Below are 14,916 nucleotides of genomic sequence, written 5' to 3'. Positions count from 1 at the left end.
GATTTAACCGGTAAGGGATTCGGCACCGTTTGGCAAGGCTCGGCCCAAGATGATGTTGCGTCAGAACAGCCCGCCTCTAGGGATGGTGGGCGATGAACGTGAGTGTCACGCGCAGCCGAGCATCTCCAGCGCGCGCACCAACCCTTAGGAAAGGCGGCTTAATCTGCGCGCGGCACCAGCGGCGTGTTCGGGTCGATTGTCGAAGGCGGGGGCAGAAGCCCGTCCGTGTCGATTTCGTTGGTGCTGTCTTCTGCCGGAGCGCCACCGCCACGGGTCAGACGGTCCATGATCGAACTGCCCGACGCATTCTGCGCCGCGATGACCGTGAGGGTCAGCGATGTACAGATGAAGGCAATGGCCAGGATCCAAGTCAATTTGCCCAGCCCCGTCGCCGCGCTGCGTGTGCTGATGGACCCGCCACCGCCGCCACCACCCATGGCACCCAATCCGCCGCTGTCAGACCGCTGCAACAGCACGACGCCAATCAGCGCGAGCGCCAGAAGCAGGTGAATGATGAGAACGACGTTTTCCATGGGCCAACCGGGATGTCAGGTGTGAATGGGGGGTATCTAAGGCCAAGAGCCAAGCCGTGCAACCCGTGTTCGCCGACCGGATCGTCACGACACCACGTTATTCGTCCACGTTATTCGTCCACGTCATCGACATCCGTCTGGCCCGTAAGCTTTCGGCGCACGATGGACCAGCTGAGACCGATGCCCAACACGGTGGCCAGTGCAACGATTCCGATCCACACTGTCAGGTTTCTGTTTTGCAGATCGAGCAGCCCGAAATCGTAGAGCACCCACAAAAGTGCAGCGACGAGCGCGAGGATGAGGATCATCCCGAACGCGCCGATGGATCGAAGCGTGGCGCGCAGATAGATGATATATCCGACCAGCAGCACGAGGCCGGCCAGAACGGTGATCGACAGCTGATCCGAGGTGGAGGCCCAGCGAACGAAGTTGTATTCGGTTGGATTGTAGGTGGCTGAAATCAGGCCAAAGGCAAAGAGCCAGCGTAGAAGAAACCCCATGATCCTACCTCGTCTTGCGTGTCGATCTGGGCAGATGGCCCAACCCGTTGCGGGCTGTCCAGAGGGCGCGTCACTTTCCCGGTTTCGCCTGTGGCAATCCGGCGCTATACGGGCGCGGGTTTGACGGACGGAACTTCAACAAAAGGTCTTGGATAATGGCAAACGTTGTGGTCGTGGGCGCCCAGTGGGGCGACGAGGGCAAAGGCAAGATCGTGGACTGGCTCAGCGAGCGCGCGGATGTGATCTGCCGTTTCCAGGGTGGCCACAACGCCGGCCACACGCTTGTCATCGACGGTAAGGTCTACAAGCTGCACGCGCTGCCGTCTGGCGTCGTGCGTGGCGGCAAGCTGTCGGTCATCGGCAATGGCGTGGTGCTCGACCCGTGGCACCTGATGAAGGAAATCGCGACGATCCGCGAACAGGGGGTGGAGATCACGCCCGAGACGCTGATGATCGCCGAAAACACGCCGCTGATCCTGCCAATTCATGGCGAACTGGATCGCGCCCGGGAAGAGGCCGCCAGCAAGGGCACCAAGATCGGCACGACGGGGCGCGGCATCGGCCCCGCCTATGAAGACAAGGTTGGGCGCCGCTCGGTCCGCGTGGCGGACCTGGCCGACGCCGCCACGCTCGAAGCGCGTGTGGACCGGGCGCTGCAGCACCACGATCCGTTGCGCAAGGGACTTGGTTTTGAGCCGGTCGACCGCGACGCGCTGCTGGCGCAGCTGAACGAGATCGCCGACCATATCCTGCCTTTCGCCGCTCCGGTCTGGAAGGTGATGAACGAAAAGCGCAAGGCGGGCAAACGCATCTTGTTCGAGGGGGCGCAAGGCGCGCTCCTCGATATCGACTTCGGCACGTATCCTTTTGTGACGTCGTCTAACGTGATCGCGGGTCAGGCTGCCACGGGTGTTGGCCTGGGGCCGGGTGCGATCGATTACGTTCTGGGCATTGTAAAGGCCTACACGACCCGCGTCGGGGAAGGCCCGTTCCCCACCGAGTTGGAAGATGCTGACGGCCAACGCCTTGGCGAACGGGGGCACGAGTTCGGTACGACCACGGGCCGCAAGCGGCGTTGCGGCTGGTTCGATGCCTGCCTTGTGCGACAGACCTGCGCCACCAGCGGCGTCAATGGCATCTCTCTGACCAAGCTGGACGTGCTGGACGGGTTCGAAACACTGAAAATCTGCGTTGGCTACGACCTTGACGGCAAGCGGCTTGATTACTTGCCCATCGCGGCCGAAGAACAGGCCCGGTGCGTCCCGATTTACGAAGAAATGCCGGGTTGGTCGCAATCCACCGAAGGCGCGCGATCCTGGGCCGATCTGCCAGCAGAGGCCATCAAATACGTTCGCCGGGTCGAAGAATTGATCGAATGCCCGGTTGCGCTACTTTCCACCTCACCGGAGCGGGAAGACACAATCCTTGTGACAGACCCGTTCGCAGACTGAGGCCGCAACGGAGAGAGCCATGGCGCTAAGCTACAAAGCCCGCAAACGATGGTCGCTGGTGATCCTGCTCATCGGGATGCCGGCGTATGTCGTGGCCTGTGTGACGGTGCTGAACTGGCTCGACCGGCCGCCATTCTGGCTGGAGATTTTCGTGTACCTGATCTTAGGCATTCTGTGGGCATTGCCGTTCAAGTTCGTGTTCAAGGGCATCGGACAGGAAGACCCTGACGCCAGCAAGTGACCTGACTGCACGGTGGAACCAACAGGACGCGGTGTGCGACATTTCGGATCACACGCAGCCTCCGCTCGTCCAGTGTCAGAGAAGCCATCGATTAGGGCTGAAGGTCGCCTTCGATAAACGTATCCAACCGCTGATAAGACTGCTCCATGCCATCGGTCATGCCGGTCGACAAGGCCATGTCACGCGAGGCCTGGTCTGGATACGTGATCCGCGTCGTCAACGTTGTGACGCCGTTCTTTTCGACAAAGGTCACCTCGGATTGCGCCGGCTTGCCCATGTCCCCGCCCAGGGTTCCCGGATCGAAGGTTTCGGAATTGACGATCCGATGTGGTGCGTCGATTTCAAGGAAGTCGCCGAAGAAGCCGAAATAGGCTTTGCTGTCGACATGGGTCCATTCCCAGCGATAGCTGCCGCCAACGCGCAGATCGACATCGCAGCGGGTCATCTCCCAGCCGTCACTGCCGACAAGCCAGCGCACAAGCAAATCGGGATCGGTATACGCGCGGAACACAAGCGGCGCGGATGCGTGGAAATCGCGCGTGACCAATACGGATCGGTCATCTGGCAAAGTGACGTCGGCAGGTGCGATCAGCGTGGTCATTTCATATCTCCTTCGGGGATGGTGGGATCGGATTGCAGGTCTTCCAAAACCGCGTCGAGCCGCTGGTATTGCGCCTCGTAGCGCGCGGCCAGGTGGGTGAGCCAGGTCGCGACTTGTGCCAAAGCCTGTGGATTGAGCTGCCGTGGTCTGCGCTGTGCGTCGATGCGAGTCGAAATCAGCCCGGCTTTCTCCAGAACGCGCAAGTGGCGCGAGATCGCAGGCTGGGAAATCTGAAACGGATCGGCAAGCTCCGCCACGGTTGCCTGACCTTCTGCCAGTCGCGCGAGAATGGCACGCCGTGTGGGGTCGGCGAGGGCGGTAAACGTGGCGTCTTGCGGGATGTCGAAGGGCATGGAAATTCCTTTATCTTCTTGTTATATAACTTAAGAGTTAAATAAAGTCAAAGCGATTTCACCGCCGTGGAGCGGAGCGATCGTCAAACCAAGGTGCATCATTAAAAAGGCCGGGCGTTCGCGGCCCGGCCTTTTCAGTCGTTCTGGATTTGGGAACTTAGCCTGCGGCGCGTTCGTCCGGCTTGAAACCGATATTGTCCGATGCGGTGAAACGTCCGCCACCGGTCTTCTCGATCTTGCCGTCGCGCAGAAGCTGGCCAAAGCTGCGCAGCCGTTCCTCACGAGAGCTGGCCTCACCTTCGGCCTGATGCAGCTTCGTCATCAGCTGCGGGCGCGAGAACTGGTCGCGGCCTTCTACGAAGGACATGTAGGCTGCTGCGGCTTCAAGCAACTCGGGCAGCGTGTGCGCCCCCTGGCTTTCGGCGAATTCCGCAAAACCCGTGTCGTCACCGGCCACATCGTCCATCGCGTCGATCGTTTCGTTGCGCATCACACGACGCGGGCGCACCGGGGTCCGGTCATCCTCATCCTCGTCCACGTCGATCCGCTGCTCCGCAACCAGCTTCAGCGGGGCAGGGCGCACCGGCGCCGGGCGCTCGGACGTGGCTTGTGTCACGGTCGGGCGGCGCGGGCGGACGGCGTCGGCGAGGTCTTCGCGATACTGTTCCTCGGCGTCATCCTTCTTTTTTCCAAGACCCAACAAACGATCTGCGCGGGTAGCCGCAACCGCGGCACGAAGATGCGCGATGGCGCTGCGACGGCGATTGCCTTCCGGCTCTTCCATCGCATGCTCGGTCTCATCGATCAGACGCTCTACAGAGCTTTCGTCGTCTTCGATGGGCTTGTCCGTCAGCATCGCGCGGGCCGGGCTGGTCAGTTTGACCGCCTTCCGAATGTTGGCTTCGGCCTCGTCGTCATACTCATCCGAAAGCGCTTCAACCGGCTCGTCTTCTTCTTCTGCCGTATCAACTTCGGCCGTGTCCTCGGAGACGTCGAAGTTCCAGTCTTCGTCTTCGTCGATCTCCGCCTGAAGCTCGGCCAACTCTTGCGCCAGCTCTGCTTCTTCCTCGGGCGTCAGCGAGCTGTCTTCAGTGCCGGGGACATCGTCATCTTCGGCTTCGTCCTCGGCCACCTCTTCAAGATCGCCCGACGCCACAGCAGCCTCGAAATCGCTGCGCTTGACCTTGTTGACGCGCGCGACCAGCGGGGCGTCTTCCGCCTCGGACAACTCCTCTTCGGCGCTCTCGTCCCGAACGGCATGGTCCTTCTCAAGAACCAGCGGCGCGGCATCGTCCTCTGCGTCGTCGTCGAACTCTTCGAAATCGTCCTCTGAAAGCTCAGCCAGATCCTCATCGTCGTCTTCTGCGACGGGATCCGGGTTCGCGGCGAGGGCTTCGAGTTCTGCGATACGGGCCCGCAGCGCTTCGACTTCGCTGTGCGTGTCTTCTGCCTCGACCTCGGTGTCGTCATCCGCCAGTTCTGGGAGAAGAGCGTCCTCGTCCTCGTCGGACGCGACCATGTCGCTGACAGCCGCAATGGTGTCAGTGAACAGGTTGTCGTCAGTTTCGGTCAGTTCCGCGGCTTCAACCTCGGTCACTTTGTCTTGGTCCGCCGCGACATCGTCGTCAAATCCCGGCATGTGGGTCTCAAGGTCGATGGCATCGTTCTCGTCATTGCCGTCACCATCGGGACCGGACATCGCGTGTTCGTCTTCGATGTAGTCAGGCTCTTCTTGAGGCTTGGATGCGACCACCGCGCGAATGCGCTGCAGTTTGTCAGCCACAGTGTCGGCAATGGTACGCGCCGGAGCTTCTTGCACGACATCTTGCGTCGGAGTTTCGTCGATGATTTCTTCTGCTTCTGCTTCTGCTTCTGCTTCTGCTTCTGCTTCTGCTTCTGCTTCTGCTTCCGCTTCTGCTTCTGCTTCTGCTGCGGGCGAAACTTCATCGATCGTCTCTGCGACGGCTACAGGTTCTTCCTCGACCTCCGCTTGCAGCTCTTCCTCGGCCTCCACTTGCAGCTCTTCCTCGGCCTCCGCTTCCAGCTCTTCCTCGGCCTCAGCCTGCAGTTCTTCCTCGGCCTGCGCTTGAAGCTCTTCGTCAGCGTCCAACTCTTCACTTGCTTCGATGTATTCTTCCAGGGCGGCGTCTTCCGCAGCATGTGCCTCGGCCTGCGCTTCCTGTTGCGAGATCAGGTCGTCGATGCTCAGTTCATCGTCGACGTCTTCGGCGTCATCGACCTCTGCGGTCTCAGCCTCATCCAAGAGCCCGTTCGTGTCCTCGACCAGCTTGATGATCGTCCCGTCGTCTTCGAGACCAGACAGGTCCAGCGAAACTTCGCTGCTCTCGATATCCGCACCGCGGTCGAATGTCGTGACGTTGTCGAACGAGATGTCCGGCGTGTCGACCTTGACCTCGGGTTCGGGTGTGTCCGCGACAGCCGGATCAGTGGCAGCCAAACCGGCTGTCGCGCCCACGAGAGCTGCGCCGTGTGATGGTTCCGGCGCGACATCCCCGCGCGGCGGCTCGGCCTCATCAGTCGGGCGCAGAACCAAACTACCTTTTTCAAATCGGGCTTCGACCCTGCGCTCGATCTCGCGCTCGGCGATCCGGGCGAGCATCTCGGCATCTGGGGTGGGGGGTTCCGCACCAAAATAACGGTCGTCCTGGGCAAGGTCGCGAAAGTACTCGGCGATTGCCTTCATCGTGTCGAAAGAGTCGTCGAACCCTTCGAGCGTACATGAAAAGGTACCGTAGGATACCGTGAGTATTTTGTTAGAACTCACCATAGCAACACTCACTTTCCAAAATTCTGCGCTTGGTTGATGCATGTTTACCAAGACCAAAGCGCATCGAATCTGTGCTTATTACGGTATCATTTCGTGACCTGATTGTGATCTGTTTCGCCAATTGCCATTAATCGGCCATGAATGACGCAATTGTTTTCTCGGAAGAACCAGTTCTGCTCGTTGGTGGCGCGAATGGCGACAATCAGCAGCTTGCAGAGCTATTGGATGCGTTTCCATGCGTTGTCGCAGCAGACAGCGGCGCGGACTGGGTTCGTGCGATGGGACGATGGCCGGATGCGCTGATCGGCGACTTGGATTCCGTCTCGCCCGAGACGCGCGCAGCGCTTCCCCCGGATCGGGTGCATCACATCGCAGAGCAGGACAGCACTGATTTCGACAAGGCCTTGCGGTCCATCGCGGCACCTCTGATTGTCGGGATCGGCTTTTTGGGCGGGCGGGTAGACCATCTTCTGGCCGCGATGACCGTTCTGGCAAGATACCCGGATCGCCGTGTTTTGCTGGTCGGGGAAAGCGACGTCATCGCGCATATGCCGCCCAGACTTGAGCTGCCGCTGGAAGCAGATACGCGTGTCTCGCTCTACCCGATGCGCCGCGTCGAGGGGCGGTCGACTGGATTGCACTGGCCCATAGACGGCCTGACCCTGTCCCCATCCACGCGTGTCGGAACGTCCAACCGGGCCGAAGGTCCGGTTGCGCTTGAGGCAAAGTCCCCGGGATTGCTCGTTATTCTGCCGGTGTCGGCGCGCGCTGTGCTGCAAGAGGCGTTGCTGTCGTCTGACGCGCGATGGCCTGCTCTCTGAACACGATGTAAAGCCCCGCGGCGATGGTGATGGCGATGCCGATTGCCGCCATCGTATTCGGCAGATCCCCGAAGACGATGAAGCCGATAATCGTGGCAATGGGAATCTCGAGATATTGCATGGGTGCAACCGTAGCCGATGGTGCATAGCGCAGCGACCACGTCATCAGAAGATGCGCCAGTGTTCCGGCCAGCCCGATGATGATCAGAAGCGACCACACGAATTGGCCCACGCCATTATCCCAAGCGAGGACTGGCGCGGCGGCATCGGGGATGAGGATGATCAGCGGCGCTATGATGAACACCGCCATCACCCCGGAGACAGCCTGCAATCCGACCGGGTCGGTGTCTTTGGCGATCTTGCGGGTGATCAACATGAAAAGAGAGAAGTTCAAAGCGACCCCAAGCGGCAGTAGCGCGGGCCAACCGACCTGCTGGAACGAGGGTTGAACGACCAGCAACGTGCCCGCGAACCCGACCGCGCAGGCGATCATGCGGCGCAGGCCCACTTCTTCACCCAGCACATAATGCCCGAGCAGTAGCATGATGAATGGCATGACAAAGGCGATGGCAACCGCGTCCGCGAGGGGCAGGTAATATAGCGCCGACACCATCATTCCGATGCCGAAGATATGCATCACGGTCCTGAGCGCCGTCAGTCCAAAGATCCGTCGGTTCATGCGCCAGATCCGGTTCCCCATCACGAGGATGGGAATGAGGACGAGCGCTTGAATGCCGAACCGCAGCAAAAGCAATTGCCCCAACGCCACCTTGTCCGACAAGATCTTGGCCATCGCATCACCCATCGGCGCGACAATGCAGAAGCCGAGCATGAGCATAATTCCAAGGGTGGGGCGATCCTGATGCATGCGACACGCTACTCTTGGTTGTGCTGGGCTGTCAACGCTCTCCTTCACGGGGGCGCCAGCGCGCGGTTCTTCGCCTGAACAGCCGAGTGTCTAGCAGTTGGGTATGTTCACGGCCAGACCGCCGAGCGAGGTTTCCTTGTACTTTTCATGCATGTCGAGGCCGGTCTGGCGCATGGTCTCGATCGCCGAATCGAGCGGCACGAAGTGGGTTCCATCACCTCGAAGCGCAAGGCTCGCCGCCGAGACGGCCTTGATGGCACCCAGCCCGTTCCGCTCAATACAGGGCACCTGCACCAGACCTTTTACCGGGTCACATGTCATGCCAAGATGATGTTCCAGCGCGATTTCCGCGGCATTCTCGATCTGCATGGGCGTGCCACCCATCACGGCGCAAAGGCCCGCTGCCGCCATCGCGCTGGCGCTGCCGACCTCTGCCTGGCACCCGGCCTCGGCCCCACTGATCGATGCGTTGAACTTGACCAACCCTCCAATGGCCGCTGCGGTCAGAAGGAATTCCGGCACCCGCGTCGTGGTCGCGCCGGGTACGAAATCGAGGTAGTAGCGCAACGTTGCAGGCACCACACCTGCCGCGCCATTGGTGGGTGCTGTCACGACCTGCCCGCCAGCCGCATTTTCCTCGTTCACCGCCATTGCGTAGACGCTCATCCAGTCATTGATCGTATGCGGCGCCGTCAGGTTCATGCCACGCTCGGCCAGCAGCTTTTCATGGATGCCCTTGGCGCGGCGCTTGACCTTGAGCCCGCCGGGCAGGATGCCATCCGTCTCAAGCCCGCGGTTGATGCAGTCGTTCATCACCTCCCACAGTCGCTGGATGCCGGCATCAAGGTCGGTCGCCGTGCGGCGCGACAGCTCATTGGCCCGTTTCATGTCCGCGATGCTCAGATCGGAATTGCGCGCCATTTCAAGCATTTCAGCGGCGGAGTGGAACGGGTAGGGCACAGGCGGTCCATCGTCGGTGTCCTTGCCAGCGGCCAATTCCGCCTCTGTCATCACGAAACCGCCGCCGATGGAATAGAACGTCTCTTGCAGGATCACGTCTCCCTGCGCGTCGGTGGCGCTCAGGATCATACCATTGGCGTGTCCCGGCCGGTTTGGTCCGAAATCGAAGATCAGGTCCGTTTCGGGATCAAAGTGCAAAGGTGGAAGGTCGTCCGGGCGAACGGTCTTATTGTCCTTGATGTCAGCCAACAGCGCTTCGGCCTTGGCGTGGTCGTAGCTGTCCGGCACGCATCCGGCGAGACCGAGGATCGTCGCGCGATCGGTGGCGTGTCCGACGCCAGTGAATGCAAGCGAGCCGTGCAGCGACGCCCTGACGCCGTGCGCCTTGAAGGGCGCGTGTCGCAGCATCTGCAGGAACCGCGCCGCGGCCACCATCGGGCCCATGGTATGGGACGACGACGGACCCACGCCCACTTTGAACATATCGAAGACTGACAGAAACATGGCTAAAGCGCGCTTCCTTCGGGCGGATTTGGGAGCTGAGGATTGGAAAATGGCGTTGGACCAAGCCCTTCCGCCTGGGCAACGGCAATGGCAGAGGGAAGAGCCTCGATCCGCTGCGCAAGTGCATGAAGCGCGGGCCAGCATGACAAGTCAAACCAGTCGCGATCCCCATCCGTTGGATAGAGCGCGGGCCACCGTAGCAAGGCGGCAAGGTAAAGATCACAGATCATCGGATTCGCCCTTCCCATGACGATTCCGGCCGCGCATTCGGCGTTCAATAGGGCGAAGTGATCCGCGAGGCGCTCATGAAGGTTTTTGGGGAACGTGTCGCCCGGCAGATCGGGAGGATAGAACAGCAATCGCATGTCTGCGTGCAAAGTGTTCGACAGGTAGAATAACCAGCTGAGCAAGCGACCCCTGAGCGGATCGCTCGTCTCCGGCGCAAGGTCTGCAGCGTTACGATGACGATCTGCCAACCAAAGTAAAATGGCAGCGGTTTCGAATATCGGGCCGTCCGGCGTCTCAAGCACCGGAATGCGCCCGGCGGGATTGAGCGCAAGATACGCCGCGCTGCGTTGCGCCTTTGACCGGCGGTCCACCAGCGCGGTGCGGTACGGCACGCCAAGCTCTTCCAGCGCCAGCCGAACGATCAGCGACGCGTTGTCTGGTGCGTAGTGAAGAATATACCCGCTCATGGAATGACATGTAGCCTCGGTTGTCCCGAACGAGACCAGCGAAAACGGCGCGTCGTCACAAAAAAGCGATGCGCTTAACCCGGTTTTTACTGCTGCGCCCGATGCTGCAGGCCCGCAATTGATCGAAAGGCTCGCAGATGACGGAACGCTACAACAAGCTTGCATGGGTCGCCGCAGCGCTGGCCGTGCTCGTCTGGGCCTTTGTCCCCCATCTTGTGTCGGCGAATGTGGTGGTCTTCCCTCAGGTGCCAACCATCACGGTCAGTGACTTGCCGCCTGTCGCGCTGGACCCAGAGACATCAAAACGGGCGGATAAAGGCGCCTCGCACGCGGACAATTAGCGGGGTGTCTTGGGGTACATAATCACCGCCCATGGGCAGAGCAGCCAAAGCGTTTGATGGGATGCGGCGGATTCGGTCTCGCACCTGTAAAACCGACACCCTATAAGGCTGCCATGTCTGCCAACGGAGCCACCAATATGTCCGGTGAATTGTCGCCCATCGATAAAGCCAAGTATGTCGCCGCAAAACGCGCTGCGGAAATGGTCGAAGACGGCATGCGCGTCGGTCTAGGCACCGGTTCGACCGCGGCATGGCTGGTGCGGCATCTGGGCGACATGGTGCGTGACAACGGCTTGCGGATCAAAGGTGTGCCGACTTCGTCGCGCACAGCCGCGCTCGCCCGCGAGGTCGGGATCGAGGTAATCACGCTGGATGAGGCAAAGACACTCAACATCACCATCGACGGGGCGGACGAATTCGACCGCGAATTGAACCTGATCAAAGGCGGCGGTGGTGCGCTCTTGCAGGAAAAGATCGTTGCTGCGGCGAGCGAGGAAGTGGTCATCATTGCCGATGCCGCCAAAGAGGTCGGCACCCTCGGTGCGTTTCCGCTTCCCATCGAAGTGATCCCGTTCGGCTGGACCACGACGCAGATGTTGGTGGAGGAACTGCTGGTCTCCGCCGATGTCATGGGCCGCAAGATCACGCTTCGCATGAACGGCGAAAAGCCATTCGTCACTGACGAAGGCAACTATATCCTCGATCTGCATCTCAGCCGTATCGGCAACGCGCGGCAACTTGCCATGGCGCTGAACCAGATGCCCGGTGTTGTGGAAAACGGTCTGTTCATCGATCTCTGCGACAAGGTCATCATCGGCTTCAGCGACGGTCGCGTCGAAATACGCGATATCAATGAAGGGACCGTCAGCGAAGACCGGATCACCCTTGCCGACAGCGACAATCTGTTCTCGGACATCTGACTGCCGGGATCAAAGGTCCTTTGCAAAGTAAACGCGGTTGAACCCGTCCTCTGTGCGCCGGTCGGTCTCGGCATACCCGAGATAGGGATATAGGGTCAGGTTCCCGAGCATCTTCTCGTTGGTATACAGCGTTACGCGCGACAACCCCGCGCGTCGTGCGTCGCTTTCGCAGGCTTCGATCAACCGCCGCCCAAGCCCCTGTCCCGTATAGCGCGGATCAACGGCGACGTTTTCGAGGAACATGTCCGCACCGCGCGGGAAGAAGACAGCAAATCCCGCAAGGTCCTGTCCCGACATGGCAACCACGACGCACTGCCGGTCGATCAACGCAGCGAAATCCGCGACCATTGGGGCGGGCGGTCGACCGATCGCTGGAATGTAAGGTGCATAGGCTGCGACAGCGCACACCTTGATCTGTTCCAGATCGGACATCGACGCGCGACGCAGGACAATTGCCGTGTCCGTCATGCTCAATGTGCGGCCAGTCCGTGCACGGCGTGCGTGCCGACAAGACCCGGCCGCCGCAGGGCCAAAAGGCGCCTGGCTTCGTCCTCCTTGCCTTGCTTCAGAAGGGCACCCAAAAGCGAGAATTCAAGCAAATCGCGCTGGGCCCGGCTTCCGCCAAGGCGCGCATGATCTCCCATGGCCGACACCAGTAGCTCTGTTCCCAAAGCCCAGTCTTGCGCTGCAAAAGCACGGTAGGCTTCCGCCACGGGTGTTACCAGATCGCCCGTCACCGGGTTCGGCTCCGACACAATGCGCATCAGAGCATCCGCATCGTCTGCCATCGCATGCGCAAGCGCGGCGTGGATGTCGACAAATCCGATCCCTGTCGTCGGAAAAAAGCGTGAGGCATAGCGGCTGATTGCGATCCATATCTCACGCGGGACAGACACGCCTGCCAATTCGGCCCGATACAGGATCGACGCCGTGTCCGTCAGCACGTTGATCGGCAGACCTTGCGACACGTCCGGAAGGATATCCGTCTCGATCCGCTGCCACATCGTGTCCACATCACCTTGTTCCAGCGACCACAACGCGGCGTGCCAGGACAGATGCCCGTGCAAATACCCGGCGCGATCATAGGGCTTCAGCCAATCGGTGAGGTAGGCAATCCCAAGCTCCGGCGCGCCGCTTTCGTAATAGATGTGGCTGCGCACATGGGCGCCATTGGCGTTGCGCGCATTCAGCGCCAGAGACCGGTCGATATAGGTCGTCGCCGCGTCCTGATTGCCGTTTTCGCACAGCGCGAAGGCGTGCTGGCTCAGGCACCACCAATCTTCGCCGTAATGCGGCAATAAAGATGTGGTGTAGGCCAGGATCTCCGGTTCGCGTCCGGGCTTGCCCGAAAACCCGATCAGCCCGAAGACGGACGAGCAGGTCTGCGCGACCAATGCGTCTCGCGGATGCTCGGTGACATGCGTACGGATCGCGGCGTAAGCCTCGGCCGTCCTGCCCGAGATGAGCAGGTCGAATACCGCAAGATGGCTGTCTTCGCGATCGGTGCGCGGGCCTTTGGTTGCTGCGGCAGCGGACATGGCGGCCTTTGCATCCGCCATCTTGCCCTCGAACTGAAGCCCACGTGCCAGACCCACATGTGCCAGAGCGAACTCCGGATCGGCATCAACCGCGCTTTGAAACGCCGCTGAAATGCCCGCGTGCCCGCCGAGAAGCAGATCAACCGCGCGAATGTAGTGATCCCGCGCCGCATCGGACTGGGTCGATAGCGGATTGTCGTACCGGTCGCGTCTCATATGCGGGCCTCCCCTGTATCCCGAAACGCTAGGCGCGAAACGCCTGTCGCGCAATCTTGGTGCGTTGGGTGCCAACGTTCTCTGGTCATCCGGGCGACGCTGTGAAATACCTGCGCCGACGAAACGAGGAACGACCCATGAGCGAATTCGACTATGATCTCTTTGTGATTGGCGGGGGGTCAGGCGGAGTTCGCGCCGCCCGCGTCGCAGCGGGAGAGGCCGGAGCGAAGGTCGCACTGGCAGAACATGATCGCTACGGCGGCACGTGCGTCATCCGCGGCTGCGTCCCGAAGAAACTCATGGTCTTTGCCAGCAGCTATGCCACGATCCCGGACGAGTCCACGGCCTACGGATGGGACCTGCGGAACTACGGCTTCACCTGGGACAAATTCGCGGGCCGGATGCGCGAAGAGTTGGACCGGCTGGAACAGATCTACCGCAACCTTTTGTCCGGCAGTGGGGTCGAGACCTTCGACACCCGCGCACGGATCAAGGATGCGCATACGGTCGAGCTGGCCAATGGGGACACCTACACCGCGAAGCACATTCTCGTCGCGACAGGTGGTCGCCCGGTGCGACCCGATATGCCGAATGCCGATATGGGCATCGTATCGGATGACATCTTCCACCTGGAAACCCTGCCGAAGTCCATTCTCATCATCGGTGGCGGCTACATCGCCTGCGAATTCGCCTGCATTCTGGCGGGACTTGGCGTCGAAGTGACCCAGTACTATCGCGGCGCGCAGATCTTGCGTGGCTTTGACGATGAGGCGCGCGGACTGATCGCCGAGTCGATGCGCGAAATGGGCGTCGATCTGCACACAGGGTCCAACATCGTCGAGATGGAGCGTTATCGGGGAGAAGACACCGACGGGATGGAAGCGCCGATGGAGGCCAAGCAGTTTGCCCAGCCCGCCGAAGACGCGCCCAAAGAAGGCCCGCTGAAGGTCAAGGCGACCAACGGTCGGATCAAGGTGTTCGATCAGGTACTTTTCGCCACCGGTCGCAAACCCAACACAGAAGACATGGGTCTCGAAGAGGTCGGGGTCACGCTGGGTCGTAACGGAGAGATCGAGGTTGACGAGTACAGCCAGACCAAAGTGCCGTCGATCTACGCAATCGGCGACGTGACGGACCGGGTCAACCTGACGCCCGTCGCCATCCGCGAAGGCATGGCTTTTGTGGAAACGGTATTCAAAGGCAACCCGACGCCTGTAGATCATGAACTGATCCCGTCAGCGGTGTTCACACAGCCAGAGCTCGGCACTGTCGGTATGACTGAAGAAGAAGCCCGTGACCAAGAAGGGGTCGAGGTCTACTGTACCTCGTTCCGCCCGATGCAGACCGCGTTCGCCGAAAAACCGCATCGTGTTCTCATGAAATTGATCGTCAGTACCGAAAGCCGCAGGGTTCTTGGCTGCCATATCGTGGCCCCCGGGGCCGGCGAAATGATCCAGATGGCTGGCATTGCGGTAAAAATGGGCGCGACGAAGGAAGACTTCGATCGCACGGTTGCGGTCCATCCGACCATGTCCGAAGAGATCGTGACCATGCGCAAACCGATGCGGACGGCTTGAATTCCTGAC

General features: G+C 60.6%; 16 protein-coding genes. 6 read left to right on the top strand and 10 right to left on the bottom strand.

The genetic code is table 11. The features are described 5' to 3' along the window. Positions 1–158: 158 nt before the first annotated feature. Positions 159–533 (bottom strand): preprotein translocase subunit SecG, encoded by a 375-nt coding sequence (secG, locus tag BUA42_RS15225; RefSeq protein WP_072779143.1) that lies wholly within the window; start codon positions 531–533, stop codon positions 159–161. Positions 534–643: 110 nt separating this feature from the next. Next, positions 644–1,033, bottom strand: a complete 390-nt coding sequence (locus BUA42_RS15220; protein ID WP_072779142.1) for a DUF6524 family protein — start codon at positions 1,031–1,033, stop codon at positions 644–646. 155 nt (positions 1,034–1,188) lie between these two features. Between BUA42_RS15220 and BUA42_RS15215 the strand changes: the two genes are divergently transcribed. After that, positions 1,189–2,484, top strand: a complete 1,296-nt coding sequence (locus BUA42_RS15215; RefSeq protein WP_072779141.1) for an adenylosuccinate synthase — start codon at positions 1,189–1,191, stop codon at positions 2,482–2,484. A gap of 19 nt (positions 2,485–2,503) precedes the next feature. Then, a complete protein-coding gene (locus BUA42_RS15210; protein WP_072779140.1) occupies positions 2,504–2,725 on the top strand; it encodes a DUF2842 domain-containing protein in 222 nt (73 codons plus the stop codon). A 91-nt stretch (positions 2,726–2,816) separates the two neighbouring features. On the opposite strand, the gene BUA42_RS15205 is transcribed toward BUA42_RS15210, so the two are convergent. The 3 genes from BUA42_RS15205 to BUA42_RS20975 all read right to left on the bottom strand — a co-directional run bounded on the left by BUA42_RS15205 (position 2,817) and on the right by BUA42_RS20975 (position 6,467). Further along, positions 2,817–3,326 (bottom strand): SRPBCC family protein, encoded by a 510-nt coding sequence (locus tag BUA42_RS15205; RefSeq protein ID WP_072779139.1) that lies wholly within the window; start codon positions 3,324–3,326, stop codon positions 2,817–2,819. Further along, complete coding sequence (locus BUA42_RS15200; protein WP_072779138.1) at positions 3,323–3,679, bottom strand: ArsR/SmtB family transcription factor; 357 nt, start codon at positions 3,677–3,679, stop codon at positions 3,323–3,325. The genes BUA42_RS15205 and BUA42_RS15200 overlap by 4 nt, the downstream gene beginning before the upstream one ends. Before the next feature lie 157 nt (positions 3,680–3,836). Further along, entirely contained in the window at positions 3,837–6,467 is a 2,631-nt protein-coding gene (locus BUA42_RS20975) for a hypothetical protein (protein ID WP_143152712.1), read from the bottom strand. Between the two features lie 137 nt (positions 6,468–6,604). On the opposite strand from BUA42_RS20975, the gene BUA42_RS15190 reads away from it, so the two are divergent. Continuing rightward, positions 6,605–7,288, top strand: coding sequence for a thiamine diphosphokinase (locus tag BUA42_RS15190; protein WP_072779136.1), 684 nt, complete (start codon positions 6,605–6,607; stop codon positions 7,286–7,288). Here BUA42_RS15190 and BUA42_RS15185 read toward each other — a convergent pair. From BUA42_RS15185 to BUA42_RS15175, 3 genes are all read right to left on the bottom strand, one after another. Then, positions 7,212–8,156 (bottom strand): DMT family transporter, encoded by a 945-nt coding sequence (locus tag BUA42_RS15185; RefSeq protein WP_072779135.1) that lies wholly within the window; start codon positions 8,154–8,156, stop codon positions 7,212–7,214. The two genes, BUA42_RS15190 and BUA42_RS15185, sit on opposite strands and share 77 nt — an antisense overlap. 90 nt (positions 8,157–8,246) lie before the next feature. After that, on the bottom strand, positions 8,247–9,620 hold the full coding sequence (locus BUA42_RS15180) for an L-serine ammonia-lyase (RefSeq protein ID WP_072779134.1): 1,374 nt from the start codon (positions 9,618–9,620) through the stop codon (positions 8,247–8,249). A gap of 2 nt (positions 9,621–9,622) precedes the next feature. Further along, positions 9,623–10,315, bottom strand: a complete 693-nt coding sequence (locus tag BUA42_RS15175) for a glutathione S-transferase family protein (protein ID WP_072779133.1) — start codon at positions 10,313–10,315, stop codon at positions 9,623–9,625. Between the two features lie 137 nt (positions 10,316–10,452). Between BUA42_RS15175 and BUA42_RS15170 the strand changes: the two genes are divergently transcribed. Beyond that, the gene (locus tag BUA42_RS15170; RefSeq protein ID WP_072779132.1) at positions 10,453–10,656 is read left to right on the top strand and encodes a hypothetical protein; all 204 of its coding nucleotides are present in this window, start codon (positions 10,453–10,455) and stop codon (positions 10,654–10,656) included. A 137-nt stretch (positions 10,657–10,793) separates the two neighbouring features. Then, positions 10,794–11,576, top strand: coding sequence for a ribose-5-phosphate isomerase RpiA (gene rpiA, locus BUA42_RS15165; RefSeq protein ID WP_072779355.1), 783 nt, complete (start codon positions 10,794–10,796; stop codon positions 11,574–11,576). 9 nt (positions 11,577–11,585) lie between these two features. On the opposite strand, the gene BUA42_RS15160 is transcribed toward rpiA, so the two are convergent. Beyond that, positions 11,586–12,044 carry a GNAT family N-acetyltransferase gene (locus tag BUA42_RS15160; RefSeq protein WP_072779131.1) on the bottom strand — a complete coding sequence of 153 codons (459 nt, stop codon included), beginning with the start codon at positions 12,042–12,044 and terminating at the stop codon, positions 11,586–11,588. 2 nt (positions 12,045–12,046) lie between these two features. Next, on the bottom strand, positions 12,047–13,330 hold the full coding sequence (locus tag BUA42_RS15155) for a tetratricopeptide repeat protein (RefSeq protein ID WP_072779130.1): 1,284 nt from the start codon (positions 13,328–13,330) through the stop codon (positions 12,047–12,049). 137 nt (positions 13,331–13,467) lie between these two features. Here BUA42_RS15155 and BUA42_RS15150 point away from each other — a divergent pair, with 137 nt between their 5' ends. Beyond that, entirely contained in the window at positions 13,468–14,907 is a 1,440-nt protein-coding gene (locus BUA42_RS15150) for an FAD-dependent oxidoreductase (protein WP_072779129.1), read from the top strand. Positions 14,908–14,916 lie beyond the last annotated feature (9 nt).

It is taken from the genome of Marivita hallyeonensis, from assembly GCF_900129875.1.
Classification (GTDB): domain Bacteria; phylum Pseudomonadota; class Alphaproteobacteria; order Rhodobacterales; family Rhodobacteraceae; genus Marivita; species Marivita hallyeonensis.
The sequence above is the reverse complement of the archived record's forward strand: the minus strand, read 5'-3'. Positions and strand labels throughout refer to the sequence as shown.